General features: G+C 67.4%; 16 protein-coding genes and 2 tRNA genes. 14 read left to right on the forward strand and 4 right to left on the reverse strand.

Annotation, left to right across the window (positions count from 1 at the left end):
- Positions 1-155: 155 nt before the first annotated feature.
- The 9 genes from dnaN (at position 156) to ACWICD_RS06195 (ending at position 9,180) form a co-directional block, all read left to right on the forward strand.
- Positions 156-1,304, forward strand: a complete 1,149-nt coding sequence (gene dnaN, locus ACWICD_RS06155; protein ID WP_454139750.1) for a DNA polymerase III subunit beta — start codon at positions 156-158, stop codon at positions 1,302-1,304.
- Positions 1,305-1,452: 148 nt separating this feature from the next.
- Positions 1,453-2,610 (forward strand): DNA replication/repair protein RecF, encoded by a 1,158-nt coding sequence (gene recF, locus ACWICD_RS06160; protein WP_454139647.1) that lies wholly within the window; start codon positions 1,453-1,455, stop codon positions 2,608-2,610.
- Positions 2,603-3,091 carry a DUF721 domain-containing protein gene (locus tag ACWICD_RS06165; RefSeq protein WP_376130197.1) on the forward strand — a complete coding sequence of 163 codons (489 nt, stop codon included), beginning with the start codon at positions 2,603-2,605 and terminating at the stop codon, positions 3,089-3,091. The genes recF and ACWICD_RS06165 overlap by 8 nt, the downstream gene beginning before the upstream one ends.
- Positions 3,092-3,213: 122 nt before the next feature.
- Positions 3,214-5,253, forward strand: coding sequence for a DNA topoisomerase (ATP-hydrolyzing) subunit B (gene gyrB / locus ACWICD_RS06170; protein ID WP_376130200.1), 2,040 nt, complete (start codon positions 3,214-3,216; stop codon positions 5,251-5,253).
- Positions 5,254-5,296: 43 nt separating this feature from the next.
- A complete protein-coding gene (gene gyrA / locus ACWICD_RS06175; RefSeq protein WP_454139649.1) occupies positions 5,297-7,942 on the forward strand; it encodes a DNA gyrase subunit A in 2,646 nt (881 codons plus the stop codon).
- Complete coding sequence (locus ACWICD_RS06180) at positions 7,939-8,343, forward strand: DUF3566 domain-containing protein (protein WP_376130205.1); 405 nt, start codon at positions 7,939-7,941, stop codon at positions 8,341-8,343. Before gyrA ends, ACWICD_RS06180 begins: the two co-directional genes overlap by 4 nt.
- A gap of 75 nt (positions 8,344-8,418) precedes the next feature.
- Positions 8,419-8,492, forward strand: a tRNA-Ile gene (locus tag ACWICD_RS06185).
- Between the two features lie 13 nt (positions 8,493-8,505).
- Positions 8,506-8,578, forward strand: a tRNA-Ala gene (locus ACWICD_RS06190).
- 179 nt (positions 8,579-8,757) lie between these two features.
- Positions 8,758-9,180, forward strand: a complete 423-nt coding sequence (locus ACWICD_RS06195) for an NUDIX hydrolase (RefSeq protein WP_454139651.1) — start codon at positions 8,758-8,760, stop codon at positions 9,178-9,180.
- Between the two features lie 10 nt (positions 9,181-9,190).
- On the opposite strand, the gene ACWICD_RS06200 is transcribed toward ACWICD_RS06195, so the two are convergent.
- A complete protein-coding gene (locus ACWICD_RS06200; RefSeq protein WP_454139652.1) occupies positions 9,191-9,826 on the reverse strand; it encodes an aminoacyl-tRNA deacylase in 636 nt (211 codons plus the stop codon).
- On the reverse strand, positions 9,823-10,407 hold the full coding sequence (locus tag ACWICD_RS06205) for a DNA helicase (RefSeq protein WP_376129363.1): 585 nt from the start codon (positions 10,405-10,407) through the stop codon (positions 9,823-9,825). Before ACWICD_RS06205 ends, ACWICD_RS06200 begins: the two co-directional genes overlap by 4 nt.
- 102 nt (positions 10,408-10,509) lie before the next feature.
- Between ACWICD_RS06205 and ACWICD_RS06210 the strand changes: the two genes are divergently transcribed.
- The gene (locus ACWICD_RS06210) at positions 10,510-11,067 is read left to right on the forward strand and encodes a peptidylprolyl isomerase (RefSeq protein ID WP_376129361.1); all 558 of its coding nucleotides are present in this window, start codon (positions 10,510-10,512) and stop codon (positions 11,065-11,067) included.
- 19 nt (positions 11,068-11,086) lie between these two features.
- Positions 11,087-11,983: a rhomboid family intramembrane serine protease gene (locus ACWICD_RS06215; protein ID WP_376129360.1), complete on the forward strand. Its 897-nt coding sequence runs from the start codon at positions 11,087-11,089 to the stop codon at positions 11,981-11,983.
- Between the two features lie 131 nt (positions 11,984-12,114).
- On the opposite strand, the gene ACWICD_RS06220 is transcribed toward ACWICD_RS06215, so the two are convergent.
- Positions 12,115-12,354, reverse strand: coding sequence for a cell division protein CrgA (locus tag ACWICD_RS06220; protein WP_376129358.1), 240 nt, complete (start codon positions 12,352-12,354; stop codon positions 12,115-12,117).
- Positions 12,355-12,409: 55 nt separating this feature from the next.
- On the opposite strand from ACWICD_RS06220, the gene ACWICD_RS06225 reads away from it, so the two are divergent.
- Genes ACWICD_RS06225 through ACWICD_RS06235 form a run of 3 tightly spaced genes read left to right on the forward strand, consistent with a single transcriptional unit; the run spans position 12,410 to position 13,961 of the window.
- Positions 12,410-13,186 carry a class E sortase gene (locus ACWICD_RS06225; RefSeq protein ID WP_454139653.1) on the forward strand — a complete coding sequence of 259 codons (777 nt, stop codon included), beginning with the start codon at positions 12,410-12,412 and terminating at the stop codon, positions 13,184-13,186.
- Entirely contained in the window at positions 13,186-13,341 is a 156-nt protein-coding gene (locus ACWICD_RS06230) for a hypothetical protein (protein WP_376129354.1), read from the forward strand. The genes ACWICD_RS06225 and ACWICD_RS06230 overlap by 1 nt, the downstream gene beginning before the upstream one ends.
- Positions 13,338-13,961, forward strand: coding sequence for an anthranilate synthase component II (locus ACWICD_RS06235; protein ID WP_376129352.1), 624 nt, complete (start codon positions 13,338-13,340; stop codon positions 13,959-13,961). Before ACWICD_RS06230 ends, ACWICD_RS06235 begins: the two co-directional genes overlap by 4 nt.
- 11 nt (positions 13,962-13,972) lie before the next feature.
- On the opposite strand, the gene pknB is transcribed toward ACWICD_RS06235, so the two are convergent.
- Positions 13,973-15,670, reverse strand: coding sequence for a Stk1 family PASTA domain-containing Ser/Thr kinase (gene pknB, locus ACWICD_RS06240; protein ID WP_376129350.1), 1,698 nt, complete (start codon positions 15,668-15,670; stop codon positions 13,973-13,975).
- Positions 15,671-15,683: the final 13 nt, after the last annotated feature.

Here is a 15,683-nt window from a genome sequence, read left to right on the forward strand (position 1 = left end):
CGGTTAACACCATGACAGTGAATGACATAGAGATCCCGGTCCGATCACCTCAAGGGGAAAACTTCGACCGGATCCGATCTCGCCGATGACAGACTCCGGCATGACCAGTCGAGGGCACTAGCATGAGTACTCCCAACAAGATCGAGGGAGCATTCGTGAAGTTCCACGTCAATCGCGATGTGTTCAGCGAGGCCGTGTCGTTCGTCGTCAAGCTCCTGCCGCAGCGCAATCCGCAGCCGATCCTCGCGGGCGTGCTGATCGAAGCGTCCGATGCAGGGCTCTCGCTGTCGGCCTTCGACTACGAAGCATCCGCTCGCACGACGATCGAAGCGACCATCGACGAACCCGGCACGATCCTCGTGCACGGCCGGCTGCTCTCCGAGATCGCCAGCCGTCTGCCCAACGCGCCGATCCAGATCGAAGTCGACGACGACGGCATCCTGCTCACGTGCGGCTCCGCGCGATTCACCCTCTCGTCGATGCCGGTGCAGGAATACCCCGCGATCCCCGAAGTCACCGGTGACTCGGGTGTCGTTCCCGGTGAGGACTTCGCGACGGCCATCGCTCAGGTCGCTTTCGCCGCATCGCGCGACGACGTCACGCCCGTGCTCACGGGGGTTCAGCTCGAGGTGTCGGGAACGACATTGAGCCTCGTCGCAACGGACCGCTACCGCGTCGCCCTGCGTGAGATCCCGTGGGACGGCGGCACGACGGCCTCCGATGAACCCGTCACGGCCCTCGTGCCTGCGCGCACCCTCACCGAGGTCGGCAAGACCTTCGCGCACTCCGGTGAGATCCGTGTCGCGTTCTCGGGATCCGGCGATCGCGAGATCATCGCGTTCACATCGGGCAACAAGACCGTGACGTCGCTGCTCATCAAGGGCAACTTCCCGCCGGTGCGGCGACTTTTCCCGGATGCCACCGAGCATCACGCCGTCGTCAACACCGCCGATCTCGCCGAGGCGGTCCGTCGTGTGTCGCTCGTGCTGGATCGCTCGGCCCCGCTGCGGTTCACCTTCACGACCGACACCGTGTCGATGGATGCGTCGGGCACCGAGCAGGCGCGGGCATCGGAGTCCGTCGATGCCAACCTCATCGGCGACGAGGTCACCCTCGGACTCAACCCGCAATACCTGCTCGAGTCGCTCGGCGCCGTGCGCAGCGAGTTCGCGCGCGTGACCTTCACCTCGAGCGACAACGCCAACAAGCTCAGCCCGATCCTCATCACGCCGCAGACCTCGGTCGACAAGTCGGGCGAGGACTCGTTCAAGTACCTGCTGCAGCCGAACCTGCTGCTGCGCTGACCTCGCCCCGCGGTCCGTGAGTTCGCTCACGGCCCCTGAGTTCATCGAAGGGTCGCGGTCCTGGACGATCCTTCGGCAGGCTCAGGGACCGCGTCGATCCCACCGCGGAGGCGAGGAGCCTGTCAGGGGCCGTCGTTAGGCTGGCGGAGTGATCGTGGAACAGCTCAGCCTCGTCGACTTCCGCAACTATGCGGCCGCCGACGTCGCGCTCGTGCCCGGTCCCAACGTTTTCGTCGGGCGCAACGGTCAGGGAAAGACGAACCTCGCCGAAGCGATCGCGTTCTTGGCGACGCTCGGCTCCCACCGCGTGTCGAACGACGCCCCCATGGTGCGAGACGGAGCGGATGCCGCGATCGTTCGCGCCCGATTGGCTCACGGTGAGCGAAGCGTGCTGCTCGAAGTGCAGATCAACAGGCAGGGCGCGAACAAGGCGCGGGTCAACGGAGCATCCGTCAAGCCCACCGAACTCCCGCGGTACGCGCAGGTCGTGCTGTTCGCCCCCGAAGACCTGCAGATCGTGCGCGGTGACCCCTCATCGCGGCGGCGCTTCGCCGATCAGCTGCTCGTGCAGCGCTCGCCCCGCATGGCCGGTGTCCTCTCCGACTACGAGCGAGTGCTCAAGCAGCGCACCGCGCTGCTGAAATCCGCGCGTGCCCGCGGCATCCGAGGCGACGCACTGTCGACGCTCGAAGTGTGGGACGACAAACTCGTCATGCTCGGGGCAGACGTCATCCGCGCCCGAAGAGACCTCGCCGAAGATCTCCGCGGTCCGCTCATCGCGGCCTACACCGCCATCGCCGGGGCCGATCACCGCCCCGAGGTGGCGTGGGCGCTGTCGATCGGCGGCGGAGATCCTGAAGAGGGCATCGACGCCGCGGCATCCGATGATCCGGCTCGCGCACTCGAAGACCAGTTCCGGGTCGCCCTCGCCGCGAAGCGCGCGACCGAACTCGAGCGTGGACTGACTCTCGTGGGACCGCACCGCGACGACCTGCTGCTGCGGCTGCGCGGACTTCCGGTCAAGGGCTACGCCTCGCACGGGGAGTCGTGGTCGATCGCCCTCGCGCTGAGACTGGCGTCGGCCGAACTGCTGCGCGCCGAATCGCGACTCGGCGACCCCGTGCTGATCCTCGACGACGTCTTCGCCGAGCTGGATGCGGATCGGCGTGCCCGGCTCGCCGCGCTCGTCGGCGACTTCGAGCAGGTCGTCGTGACGGCCGCCGTCGACGCGGATGTGCCCTCCGCGCTGCGTGCGCGGGTCGTGCGTGTCGAGGCGGGCAGGATCCTGGAGACGACCGATGTCTGAGCCGGTCGAGGTTCCCGAGACGGTCGCCACCTACCTGCGGCTTCGCGGACTCGAGCCTTCTGCCCGCACGTTCCGGCGCAAGAAGCGCCGCTCGGGCGACGACGAGCACGAGCCGTTCACGCCCGGCCGCGACCCGCACGGTCTCGGTGACGTGCTCTCGGCCATGACGCGTGAGGCCGGATGGGATTCGCAGCTGGCACGCGAAGACGTCGTGCGCGCGTGGGATGAAGTGGCCGGCGCCGACACGGCTCGTCACACCCGGCCCGTCGCCTTTCAAGAGGGCACGCTCACGGTCCAGGCCGATTCCACGGCGTGGGCGAAGCAGCTTCAGCTCATGCGCTCGCACATCCTCTCCGAGATCGTGCGCAGGTTCCCCGAGGCCCGTGTCACTGCCATCCGCTTCTTGGGGCCGGACGTCCCCTCGTGGAAATGGGGCCCGAGAGCCATTCCAGGCCGCGGTCCGCGCGATACCTACGGCTGAGCCATGCCGATAGGTGGCTGATCCGTTTTCATCGCGCCAGACGGGCGCAGAACGGGCGGCGACGGCTCGAAGACGATAGACTGACGGGTGCCCTCGCCATCGATCTGGAGTGCTTGAACCCAATGACGTCTGAGAATCCCGAACGCGCAGTGGAAACGACCGGATCAGAAGCGCGCGGCGGGGTCGCCGGAGAGTACGGCGCAGATGAGATCCAGGTTCTCGAGGGCCTCGAGGCGGTGCGCAAGCGCCCCGGCATGTACATCGGCTCGACGGGACCGCGCGGCCTGCACCACCTCGTCTACGAGATCGTCGACAACTCCGTCGATGAGGCGCTCGCCGGTCACTGCGACACGATCACGATCACGATCCTCCCCGACGGCGCGGTGCGTGTCGTCGACAACGGTCGCGGCATCCCCGTGGACATGCACCGCACCGAAGGCAAGTCCACCGTCGAGGTCGTCCTCACGGTGCTGCACGCCGGCGGAAAGTTCGGCGGCGGCGGGTACGCCGTCTCGGGTGGTCTGCACGGCGTCGGATCGTCGGTCGTGAACGCGCTGTCGACACGACTCGACGTCGAGGTGAGGCGCCAGGGCTACGTGTGGCGGCAGTCCTTCGAGGGCGGCGGCATTCCGCAGGCCCCGCTGGAACGCGGCGAAGAGAGCACGGAGACGGGCACGACGATCACGTTCTGGCCCGACGACACGATCTTCGAGACGACCGACTTCGAGTACGAAACGCTGCGCACCCGGTTCCAGCAGATGGCGTTCCTCAACAAGGGTCTGCGCATCGATCTGCGCGACGAGCGTCCGTCCTCGGCCTACGAGGAGGAGACGGAGCCGGGCGAGGTCGTGCTGCAGCAGCCCAACGACAGCTTCCTCTACGAGCGCGGACTCGTCGACTACGTCGAATACCTCAACCACGTGCGCAAGGCCGAGCACGTCAACGACGACATCATCGCCTTCGAGTCCGAGGACGGCAATCGCAAGATCGCCCTCGAAGTGGCGATGCAGTGGACGACGAGCTACACCGAGAACGTCTTCACGTACGCCAACACGATCAACACGCACGAGGGCGGCACTCACGAAGAGGGCTTCCGCGCGGCGCTCACGACGCTCGTGAACAAGTACGCCCGCGCGCAGAACCTGCTCAAAGAGAAGGATGAGAACCTCTCGGGCGACGACGTGCGCGAAGGGCTGACGGCCGTCATCTCGATCAAGCTGTCCGAGCCCCAGTTCGAAGGCCAGACCAAGACCAAGCTCGGCAACACCGAAGCCAAGGCCTTCGTGCAGAAGGTCGTCGGCGATCAGCTCGGCGACTGGTTCGGCCGCAACCCCGTGCAGGCGAAGAACGTCGTGCGCAAGGCGATCGATGCGGCGTCGGCCCGGATGGCGGCGCGCAAGGCGCGCGAGACGGCGCGACGCAAGAGCGTCTTCGAGTCGGCGGCGATGCCCGACAAGCTCAAGGACTGCTCGAGCAAGGACCCGTCGATCAGCGAGATCTTCCTCGTCGAGGGAGACTCCGCCGGCGGCTCGGCCGTGCAGGGGCGCGACCCGCACACGCAGGCGATCCTCGCGCTGCGCGGAAAGATCCTCAACGTCGAGCGTGCGCGCCTCGACCGGGCGCTGGGCAACAGAGAAGTCCAAGCCATGATCCAGGCCTTCGGCACGGGCATCGGCGAGGACTTCGACATCGAGAAGGCGCGCTACCACAAGATCGTGCTGATGGCCGATGCCGACGTCGACGGCCAGCACATCACGACGCTGCTGCTGACGATGCTGTTCCGCTACATGCGCGGGCTCATCGAGGCCGGGTTCGTCTATCTCGCTCAGCCGCCGCTGTACCGCATCAAGTGGTCGAATCAGCCGCACGAGTACGTTTTCAGCGACCGGGAGCGTGATGCCCTTCTCGCCGATGGAATCGCTCTGGGCAAGCGCATCCCCAAGGACAATGCGATCCAACGGTACAAGGGTCTGGGCGAGATGAACGCCAAGGAACTGTGGGAGACCACGATGGACCCGACGACTCGCACGCTCAAGCAGGTGACGATCGACGACGCGGCCGCGGCCGACGAGATCTTCACGATCCTGATGGGCGAAGACGTCGAATCGCGCCGCGGATTCATCCAGCGCAACGCCAAGGACGTCCGCTTCCTCGACATCTGACCCTGCACCAGGCTCAGCGACCGGTTTACAGAGAAGAACGAGAATGACTGACGAAACTTCGACAGGCGCAGCTTCCGAACGCCCCGTGCCGGTGCACGACCACGGCAAGATCGACCAGGTCGATCTGCAGTCCGAGATGCAGCGCAGCTACCTCGACTACGCGATGAGCGTCATCGTCGGGCGCGCGCTGCCCGACGTCCGCGACGGACTCAAGCCCGTGCACCGCCGTGTGATCTACGGCATGTACGACGGCGGCTTCCGGCCTGACCGCTCGTTCTCGAAGTGCGCGCGCGTCGTCGGCGAGGTGATGGGTCAGTACCACCCGCACGGTGACTCGCCGATCTACGACGCACTCGTGCGTCTCGTGCAGCCGTGGTCGCTGCGCTACCCGCTCGCGCTCGGGCAGGGCAACTTCGGATCGCCGGGCAACCAAGGCGCCGCGGCGCCGCGGTACACCGAGACGAAGATGGCTCCGCTCGCGCTCGAGATGGTGCGCGACATCGAAGAAGACACCGTCGATTTCCAGGACAACTACGACGGTCAGACGCAGGAGCCCACCGTCCTTCCGGCGCGGTTCCCGAACCTGCTGGTGAACGGCTCGGTCGGCATCGCGGTTGGTATGGCGACGAACATCCCGCCACACAACCTGCGCGAGGTGTCCTCCGGTGCGCTGTGGGCGCTGGAGAATCCGGATGCCACGCGCGAAGAGCTGCTCGAAGCGCTCATGGAGCGCATCCCGGGCCCCGACTTCCCGACGGCGGCGCAGATCCTCGGCACGCGCGGCATCAAGGAGGCGTACCGCACGGGCCGCGGGTCGATCACGATGCGGGCCGTCGTCTCGATCGAAGAGCTCCAGGGGCGCACGTGCCTCGTCATCACCGAGCTGCCCTACCAGGTCAACCCCGACAACGTCGCGATCAAGATCAGCGATCTCGCGCGCGAGGGCAAGATCACGGGAATCGCCGACATCCGCGACGAGACGTCCGATCGCACGGGGCAGCGCCTCGTCATCGTGCTCAAGCGCGACGCCGTGGCGAAGGTCGTGCTCAACAATCTGTACAAGCACACGCAGCTGCAGGACAACTTCGGTGCGAACATGCTCGCGATCGTCGACGGCGTGCCGCGCACCCTGCCGCTCGACGGGTTCATCTCGCACTGGATCGATCACCAGATCGAAGTCATCGTGCGCCGCACGACGTTCCGCCTGGCCAAGGCCGAGCGTCGCATGCACATCCTGCTCGGATACCTGAAGGCGCTCGACGCCCTCGACGAGGTCATCGCCCTCATCCGTCGCTCGCCCACCGTCGACGAAGCGCGCGAGGGCCTGAAGGCGCTGCTCGACATCGACGACGACCAGGCGCAGGCGATCCTCGAGATGCAGCTGCGACGCCTGGCGGCGCTCGAGCGTCAGAAGATCATCGACGAGGCGAACGAGCTCGAACTGCAGATCGCCGACTTCAAGGACATCCTCGCGACGCCGGCCCGCCAGCGCACGATCGTGCACGAGGAGCTCACCGACATCGTCGCCAAGTTCGGCGACGATCGGCGCACCGAGATCCTGCACGGATTCGACGGCGACATGTCGATCGAAGACCTCATCCCCGAAGAGGAGATGGTCGTCACCGTCACGCGCGACGGATACGTCAAGCGCACGCGCAGCGACAACTATCGCTCGCAGCACCGTGGCGGCAAGGGCGTCAAGGGCGCGCAGCTGCGCGCCGACGACGTCGTCGAGCACTTCTTCGTCACGACGACGCACCACTGGCTGCTGTTCTTCACGACGAAGGGCCGGGTCTACCGGGCCAAGACGTACGAGATCGCCGAGGCCGGCCGCGACGCGAAGGGCCAGCACGTCGCGAACCTGCTCGCGCTCCAGCCGGGTGAGGAGATCGCGCAGATCCTCGACATCCGCGACTACCAGGTCGCCACGTACCTCGTCCTGGCGACGCGGGGCGGGCTCGTGAAGAAGACGCGCCTGGAGGAGTACGACACGAACCGTCAGGGCGGGATCATCGCGATCAAGCTGCGTTCCGACGGTTCGGACGACATCGACGACGACGACGAAGACGACGCGGTTCCGACGACGAACGGATCCGACGAGCTCGTCAGCGCTCTGCTCGTCGACGAGGGCGACGACATCCTGCTGATCAGCCGGCACGGCATGTCGCTGCGATTCTCGGCGACCGACGAGGCGCTGCGTCCGATGGGACGCTCGACGTCGGGCGTCAAGGGAATGTCGTTCCGCGAGGGCGATTCCCTACTGTCGGCGTCGGTCGCCGCCGACGACGGATTCGTGTTCGTCGTGACCGAGGGCGGCTACGCCAAGCGCACCGCGGTCGACCAGTATCGCGTGCAGGGTCGTGGCGGGCTGGGCATCAAGGTGGCCAAGCTCAACGACGATCGCGGCGATCTCGCGGGCGGTCTCATCGTCTCGGAGGACGACGAGGTCTTGGTGGTTCTTGCCAGCGGCAAGGTGGTACGCTCTGCCGTGGCCGAGGTCCCCGCCAAGGGCCGCGACACGATGGGTGTCGTGTTCGCCCGCTCCGCCGCCGACGATCGCATCCTCGCGATCGCACGGAATGGTGAACGAGGTCTGGCCGACGACGCCGAGGCAGCCGAGCCGGCGAACGAATCCGCCGACGATCCCGCTGTCTCGCCTGAGATCCCCGAAGAGAGTACTGACGCATGAGCACGGTAGCCGACAAGCTCGCGAAGAAGTCCAGCCGCAAGACCAGCGCGAAGCAGGTGCGCCTGCGGCTCGTGTACGTCGACTTCTGGTCGGCGGTCAAGCTGTCGTTCCTGGCGGCGATCGCGATCGCCGTCGTGACGGTCGTGTCGTTCGTGCTGATCTTCCTCGTCGTGCAGACGACGGGCCTCATCGACCGGGCCGACGAGTTCTTCGCGGGCTTCTCGGACGGCAGCTTCCTGCTGTCGACGTTCGTGAGCCTGCCGCAGGTTCTCGCCTTCTCGGCGATCGTGGCGATCCTCAATCTCGTCGTGGTCACGGTGCTCGGTGCCGTGTTCGCCGGGATCTACAATCTCGCCGTCAAGGTGACGGGCGGACTCCTCGTCGGCTTCACGTCGAACTGAGGGTCCGTCGATTCGTGAAAACGGCACGGTTCCGGTAACCTCTTGGAGGTTGACCGTGCATTACGAGTCACGATCGGGGCTATAGCTCAGGCGGTTAGAGCGCTTCACTGATAATGAAGAGGTCCCAGGTTCAAGTCCTGGTAGCCCCACACACAAAGCCCCGGGGCCTTAGCTCAGTTGGTAGAGCGCCTGCTTTGCAAGCAGGATGTCAGGAGTTCGAATCTCCTAGGCTCCACAAGATGCGAGAAGGACCGTCCCGAAAGGGGCGGTCCTTCTCGCATGATGATGCTGGATTCGAACGAGGCTGCGGAGCGGCCGTTCGATGGGCCCCGGCGGAGTATGCCGGGGACTCCTAGGCTCCACAAGATGAGAAGCGCCGCCCCTCGGGGCGGCGCTTCTCGCTTAGGGTGAAGCATGGACATGCGGGTAGCCGCGTACGCGATCATCGTCGATCCCGATGACCGGGTGCTCCTCGCCCACTGGATCGAGGGGCGCCGCGGCGCCTGGACGCTGCCCGGCGGCGGACTCGAGAGCGGCGAGAACCCCGAAGACGCCGCGCGCCGCGAAGTCCACGAAGAGACGGGCTATCACGTCGCGCTCGATGGGCTGCTCGGCATCCATTCGCGGGTCATCCCCGCGCGCCGGCGGCTGAGCACCTCGTCGTCGCCGCTGCACACGTTGCGCATCGTCTATCGCGCGCACATCATCGGCGGAGAGCTGCGAAACGAGGTCGGCGGCTCCACGGATCGCGCTGAGTGGTTCGCGCTCGCGGACGTGCCATCGCTGCAACACGTCAAGCTGGTCGACATCGGCCTCGAGATGGCCGGTGTCCTCTGACGGGATGCCGCTAGCCGGCCTCGCTCGAGATGTCGGCGATCGTTGCGTCGAACGCGGCGATGAGGGCGTCTGCGTCGACGAACAGGCTGTAGCCGTGCGCGCCGGCACCCATCGCGATTCGGCGGCCGACGATGCTCTCGTCGGCGAAGACGGGCCAGTCGCCCTGGGCGCCGATGGGCACGATGGTGCCGCGCTCGTAGCCCGTCGCTGCGAGTGCGACGTCAGGGTCGGGGAGCGCGAGCTTGTTGACGCCCACGACCGCCCGCAGCTTCGGCCACGAGATCGACCGATCGCCCGGCACGAGCGCGTAGAGGAACTCCGGCGTGTTCCCCGAGCCTGTCGCGGCTTCTGAGCCGGTCGCGCTCCCTGAGCCGGTCGCGCTCCCTGAGCCTGTCGCGTTCCCTGAGCCTGTCGCGTTCCCTGAGCCTGTCGCGTTCCCTGAGCCTGTCGCGTTCCCTGAGCCTGTCGCGTTCCCTGAGCCTGTCGAAGGGCGCTTGACGACGAGCGTCTTGACGATGTCGGCCGGCTTCACACCGAGCAGCGCCGCCGCCTCGGGCAGGCTCTTCGCGGCGGGCCGCTCGCGCAGCTCGATTTCGAGCCCGCGAGCGGATGCCGCCTCTCGAACCCGCGCGAGCGGATCGGTCACGCGTCGGGCGCGCGCAGCGGGTCGTCGGCCACCCACAGTTCGTCGTCGGCGCGCAGCGTCTGCCACGCGGCGTACAGCACGCCTGCCGCCGCGGCGACACCCAGGATGATGGCGATGACGCCGCCGGCGCCCATGCCCTTCTTCTTCGGCTCGAGGGCGCTCACGCCCGCCGAGAGGCGACGCGACACCTTCTTCGCGTACTTGTCGGCCTTCTTCGAGTACTTGCCCGAGTCGGGAAGCGCGAATCCGCGGCCGGCCGCGAGGCGAGCGCGCGTTTCGTTGGCGGCATCCCATGCGGACAGCGCCGAACCCACGACCGCACCCGCGGCGGGGACGACATTGTGCTCGAGCACGTTCTTGGACAGCTTGACGCCGCGGTCGACGTAGGGCGCCGCGTACTTCTCATATCCGGCCTGCACCTGCGGTGCGACCTGCTCACGGCCGAAGTGTCCCAGCTGTCGTCCGGCCTCGCGAGCGACGTCGGACGCCTGCCCGACGAGCACCTGCTGCGACTCCCACAGGGCGTTTGCCTGCGACTGAAGCTTTCGTAGTTCCTTCTTGCGCTTGCGGCTGAGGCTCACGGGGATCCTCCCTCTCGACGGGGTCGGTGGTTTCTCCATCTTGCCAGACGGTACCCGGGCAGGGAGAAAGAGCTTGTCAAGTTGTCTGCGAGAATGTACGACATGCCCCAGCACTCCGCCGTTGCCACGATCCACACCAACCACGGCGACATCGTCGTCAACCTGTTCGGCGACCACGCGCCGCGCACGGTCAAGAACTTCGTCGGTCTCGCCGACGGAACCGGTTCGTGGACCGACCCGGCGACGGGCAAGCCCGGTGAGGGGCCGCTGTACAACGGTGTCATCTTCCACCGCATCATCCCGAACTTCATGATCCAGGGCGGCGACCCGCTCGGACAGGGTGTGGGTGGCCCTGGCTACAACTTCGACGACGAGATCAACGGCGAGCTGAACTTCAACGAGCCCTACATCCTCGCGATGGCCAACGCCGGCCTTCGCCGCAACGCCATCACGGGCAAGCCCGAGGGCACCAACGGATCGCAGTTCTTCATCACGACCGACCCGACGCCGTGGCTGCAGGGCAAGCACACGATCTTCGGCGAGGTCGCCGACGCCGACTCGCGCGCGGTCGTCGACGCGATCGCCGCTGTGCCGACGGGTGCGGGCGACCGTCCCGTCGAGCCCGTGGTCATCGAGTCGATCGACATCCAGGCCGTCTGACGCCGCGCACCTCCACCCCGTGACCTCGGCGGACTTCGCGAGCAACCGCGACAACTTCTGCTACCGGCATCCTGACCGGCAGAGCTTCGTGCTCTGCCAGCGATGCCTGCGCACGATCTGTCCCGAGTGCCAGACGCCCGCCGCCGTAGGCGTGGTCTGCCCCGAGTGCATGAAGGCGCAGCAGTCCGCCCAGACGACCGCGCAGCGCAAGGCCGAACGACGCTGGACCCGGTCACGACCGGTCGTCGTCAGCGACACGCGGCCGCTCGCGACCTACGCGATCATCGGGATCACCGCGATCGCGTACATCGTGTCGCTCATCCCCGGGTTCGGTCGCACGGTCGAGAACTTTTTGCTGTTCTGGGCCCCGACGCTGTACCCCCCGCTCACGGGAACGTTCGAGCCGTGGCGCATCCTGACCGTCGCGCTCGTGCACTCGGGCTTCTGGCACATCGGGCTCAATATGCTGGCGCTGTGGCTCATCGGCCGCAGCCTCGAGCCGCTTCTCGGCAGGGGACGGTTCGTCGCCCTCTACCTGTTGAGCACGGCAGGAGGATCGGTCGCCGTCACGCTGCTGTCGTTCGGCACGCCCGTCGTCGGGGCGTCGGGTGCGATCTTCGGCCTGTTCGGGGCGCTGATCGTGATCGGCCGGCATATCGGGCTCAATATCGCCGGGATCGCGGTGATCCTCGGCGTGAACCTCGCGATCGGGTTCATCCCCGGATTCAACGTGTCGTGGCAGGCGCACGTGGGTGGCCTCGTGGTCGGACTGCTCGTGGGGTTCATCTTCACGCGTACTCGAGCGCAGCGGCAGCAGAAGACGCAGCTCTTGCTGCTCGGCGCCGTCGGCGCGGGGCTCGTGCTGCTGCTGGTCGTACCGGTCTTCACGGTGCTGCCGCCGTACATCGGCCTCTGATCCGAGGAACTACACCGGTGTGATTCATCCCCACCTGTGGATGAACCTGTGGATAACTTCCCCGCGGCGCGCAAAAACCACCGGCGCGCGCACATCGCGGGCGCCGGTGGCGGAGTGTGTGAGACGGGCGGCTAGCGCCAGCGCGTCGTCATGAGGAAGCCGAGGAACGCGATGCCGAAGCCGATCACGAGGTTCCAGCCCTGGATACCCGGAATCGGGTACTGCATGCCGCTGAGGTAGAAGACGAGCACCCAGACGAGTCCCGCGAGCATCAGCCCGATCATGATCGGCTTGAACCACACGGGGTTGGGGGCCGCTTCGCCCTCTGCGCGTTCGATCAACGCGTCGTCATCTTTGCCGGATCGTGCCATGTCCGCCAGTCTAGCTGCCAGGCTCGCTTCAGCATGTTCTCACTACACTTCGAGTGTGCAGCAAGCCACACTGACGACAGCGGGAGCGCCCCCGACCCGTCGCTCCGCGCGACCGCGCCGCCGCGTGTCGGTCGCCGGGGTCATCGGGGAACTGCTCATCACCGCCGGTGTCATCACCCTGCTCTACGTCGTGTGGCAGCTGTGGGTGGGCGACATGATCTACGGCGCGCAGCGCAACGCGACCGGCAACGAGACGATCACGCGGTGGGCGCAGGAGTATGTGCCGCCGGCGGACCGGCCCGATGAGGAGCCGATCGCCGAGACGTTCGAGCCGATCATCCTGCCCGAACCGGCCGACACCGAGGTCTTCGGCGTCATGCGGGTGCCCCGCTTCGGAGCGGACTACGCCGTCGAGATGGCCGGCGGCGTCACGCGCCCCGGCACACTCGACCCGATCGGCATCGGGCACTACCCTGGGTCGCCCATGCCCGGCGAGGTCGGCAACTTCGCCCTGGCCGGTCACCGCACGACGTGGGGCAAGCCCTTCAACCAGGTTGCCGAGCTGCGTATCGACGACCCCATCGTCGTCGAGACCGCCGACGGCTGGTACACGTACCGCTTCCGCACCCTCCAGTACGTCCGCCCGGATGAGGTCGATGTGCTGCTGCCCGTGCCGCAGGAGCTCGACGTCGAAGCGACGACGAGCTACATCACGCTGACGAGCTGCAGCCCCATGTTCTCGATGGCCGAACGCATCGTGGCGTACGGCGTCTTCGAGTCGTTCACGCCCCGCGACGCGGGAGCGCCCTCCGCACTGAACGAAGGAGCCTGATGTACGCCGCACTGTGGCGGGCCCTCCCCGGACCCTGGTGGGTGCGCCTGCTCATCCTCCTCGTCGCCGTCGCGGCGATCCTCTACGGCCTGGCGTTCTACGCCTTCCCGTGGATCAGCCAGTTCGTCAACCCGCAAGAGGTCACCGTCCAGTGACGCCGGTGCTCGTCGTGGACAATCACGACAGCTTCGTCCACACCCTCGTCGGCTATCTGCACGAGCTCGGCGCGTCCACCGAGCTGATCGAGGCCGACGAGATCCGGGATGCCGCGGGCACGGTGTCCGCCTTCGCGGGCGTGCTCGTCTCACCCGGCCCGGGCACACCGGCCGCCGCCGGGGCGTCGATCGCCGTCGTGCGGGCGGCGGCACGTCGCGGCATCCCTCTTCTGGGCGTCTGTCTCGGGCACCAGGCGATCGGCGAGGCCTTCGGCGCGCGTGTCGCCGAGGCGCCTGAGCTGATGCACGGCACGACGTCGCTCGTGCACCACGACGGCTCGGCGCTGTACGCCGGTCTGGCCGATCCGTTCGTCGCGACGCGCTACCACTCGCTCGCGATCGTCCCCGAGACGCTGCCCCGCGACCTCGTCGTCACGAGCCGCACCGATTCGGGCGTCATCATGGGCGTCGCGCATCGGACGGCACCCGTGCAGGGCGTGCAGTTCCACCCCGAGAGCGTGCTGACCGAGGGGGGGCACCGGCTGCTGGGCAATTGGCTCGCACAGGTCGGATACGCGGATGCCGCGGCTCGCGGCGCGACGCTGCACCCGCGTCGCTGAGGGTCAGCCGTTCACGATCCCGAGCAGTACACCAGCGTCACGGCGGACCGCACGGGAACGTCACCGGGCGCGAGTGACTGCGATCGGACGGTGGGCGGCGAGTCGGCGGGACACGTCGTGTCCTCCTGCGACCCGACCTCGAGACCGAGGTCGGCGAGCTGACGGCTCGCGGCATCCACGGTGTATCCCGTCACATCGATGAGCGTCACGCGCCCCGACGCGACGACGAGGTTCACCGCCGTGCCCTTGGGGATCTCGGTCTCGGCGCTTCGGTCGGCCGACATCACGATCCCGGCCGACAGGGTCGGGTCGTTGCGCTGGGTCACGGTGCCGAGCGTGAGGCCGGCCGCGTCGAGGGCCGCGACGGCGGCGTCTTGCCCGAGCCCTTCGAGCACGGGAACGGTCGACATCTCCTGGCCCGACGAGACGTAGACACGGATCTCCTGTTCGGGCGACACCGACTCACCCGCTTGCGGATCGGTGCGGATCACGATGCCCTCGGCGACGTCGGGGTTCGGCTCGTCGACGCGGAACGAGATGAGGTCCTCATCGCCCAGGTCGCGCGCCGCGCGCTCGTAGGTCACGCCCGTGACATCGGGCACGATGCGCGCGATCGACGGCACATCTCCGCCGTCGGGCTTGATCGTGAGCACCCAGAAGAGCACCGCCGCGAGCAGCACGGCGATGAGGGCGACGCCCGACCAGATCCACGCGACCGGCGGCCCCGCCTGCGTGCGCTTCATCGTCGTGTCCGTGCTCAGCTGCCGCAGCGACCGGGCCGTCTCCGCGGCCTGCCGCGGGTTGGGCCCGTACAGCTCGCTCGTGAGCGCGTTCATCTGGCGCTTCGTGGGGGCGTTGCCGTCGACGGTCGCGTCGAGGGCCTCGCGGAAGCCCGCGGCGTCCTGGTAGCGCTGGAAGGGATCCTTCGCGAGGGCGCGCAGCGCGACGGCGTCGAGCGCGCGCGGCACCGTCTCGTTGAACTCCGACGGCGGAACGGGCGCTTCACTGACGTGCTGGTAGGCGACGGCGACGGGGGATTCGCCGCGGAACGGCGGACGACCCGCGAGCAGCTCGTACAGCACGACGCCGGCCGAGTACAGATCGGCGCGCGCGTCGACGGGCTCGCCCTTCGCCTGCTCGGGGGAGAAGTAGGCAGCCGTTCCGAGGATCGCGGTCGTCTCGGCGACCGTCGACGAGCCGTCGGACACGGCGCGGGCGATGCCGAAGTCCATGACCTTGACCTGCCCGGCATCGGTCACCATGACGTTGCCCGGCTTGATGTCGCGGTGCACGACACCCGCGCGGTGGGAGTACTCGAGCGCTTCGAGGATGCCGTCCATGTAGCGCACGGTGTCGGTCTCGGGCACGGGTCCGCGCGCGATGATGTCTTTCAGCAGGGCGCCTTTGACCAGCTCCATGACGATGAACGGAACGGGCCGGACCGAGCCGTCGGGCTGGGTCTCGGAGTCTTCGCCCGCGTCGAAGACCCGCACGATCGCGGGATGCGCCATGCGCGACGCCGCCTGCGCCTCGAGGCGGAAGCGGGTGCGGAAGGCGTTGTCGTTCGCGAGATCGCGCGCGAGAACTTTGATCGCGACCTCGCGGCCGAGCGTCAGATCGTATCCGCGGTAGACGCTCGCCATGCCGCCGCGCCCGATGAGCTCGTCGATACGGTAGCGTCCCGACAGCACACGCGGCTCAGCAGACACTTGACTCCCTGAT

It is taken from the genome of Microbacterium sp. NPDC055357, from assembly GCF_053644835.1.

What these genes read in the sequence shown, in the direction of transcription:
- ACWICD_RS06165 (WP_376130197.1), top strand. Translation starts at nt 2,603, where the DNA reads ATGTCTGAGCCGGTCGAGGTTCCCGAGACGGTCGCCACCTACCTGCGG.
- gyrB (WP_376130200.1), top strand. Translation starts at nt 3,214, where the DNA reads ATGACGTCTGAGAATCCCGAACGCGCAGTGGAAACGACCGGATCAGAA.
- gyrA (WP_454139649.1), top strand. Translation starts at nt 5,297, where the DNA reads ATGACTGACGAAACTTCGACAGGCGCAGCTTCCGAACGCCCCGTGCCG.
- ACWICD_RS06180 (WP_376130205.1), top strand. Translation starts at nt 7,939, where the DNA reads ATGAGCACGGTAGCCGACAAGCTCGCGAAGAAGTCCAGCCGCAAGACC.
- ACWICD_RS06195 (WP_454139651.1), top strand. Translation starts at nt 8,758, where the DNA reads ATGGACATGCGGGTAGCCGCGTACGCGATCATCGTCGATCCCGATGAC.
- ACWICD_RS06210 (WP_376129361.1), top strand. Translation starts at nt 10,510, where the DNA reads ATGCCCCAGCACTCCGCCGTTGCCACGATCCACACCAACCACGGCGAC.
- ACWICD_RS06220 (WP_376129358.1), bottom strand. Translation starts at nt 12,354, where the DNA reads ATGGCACGATCCGGCAAAGATGACGACGCGTTGATCGAACGCGCAGAG.
- ACWICD_RS06230 (WP_376129354.1), top strand. Translation starts at nt 13,186, where the DNA reads ATGTACGCCGCACTGTGGCGGGCCCTCCCCGGACCCTGGTGGGTGCGC.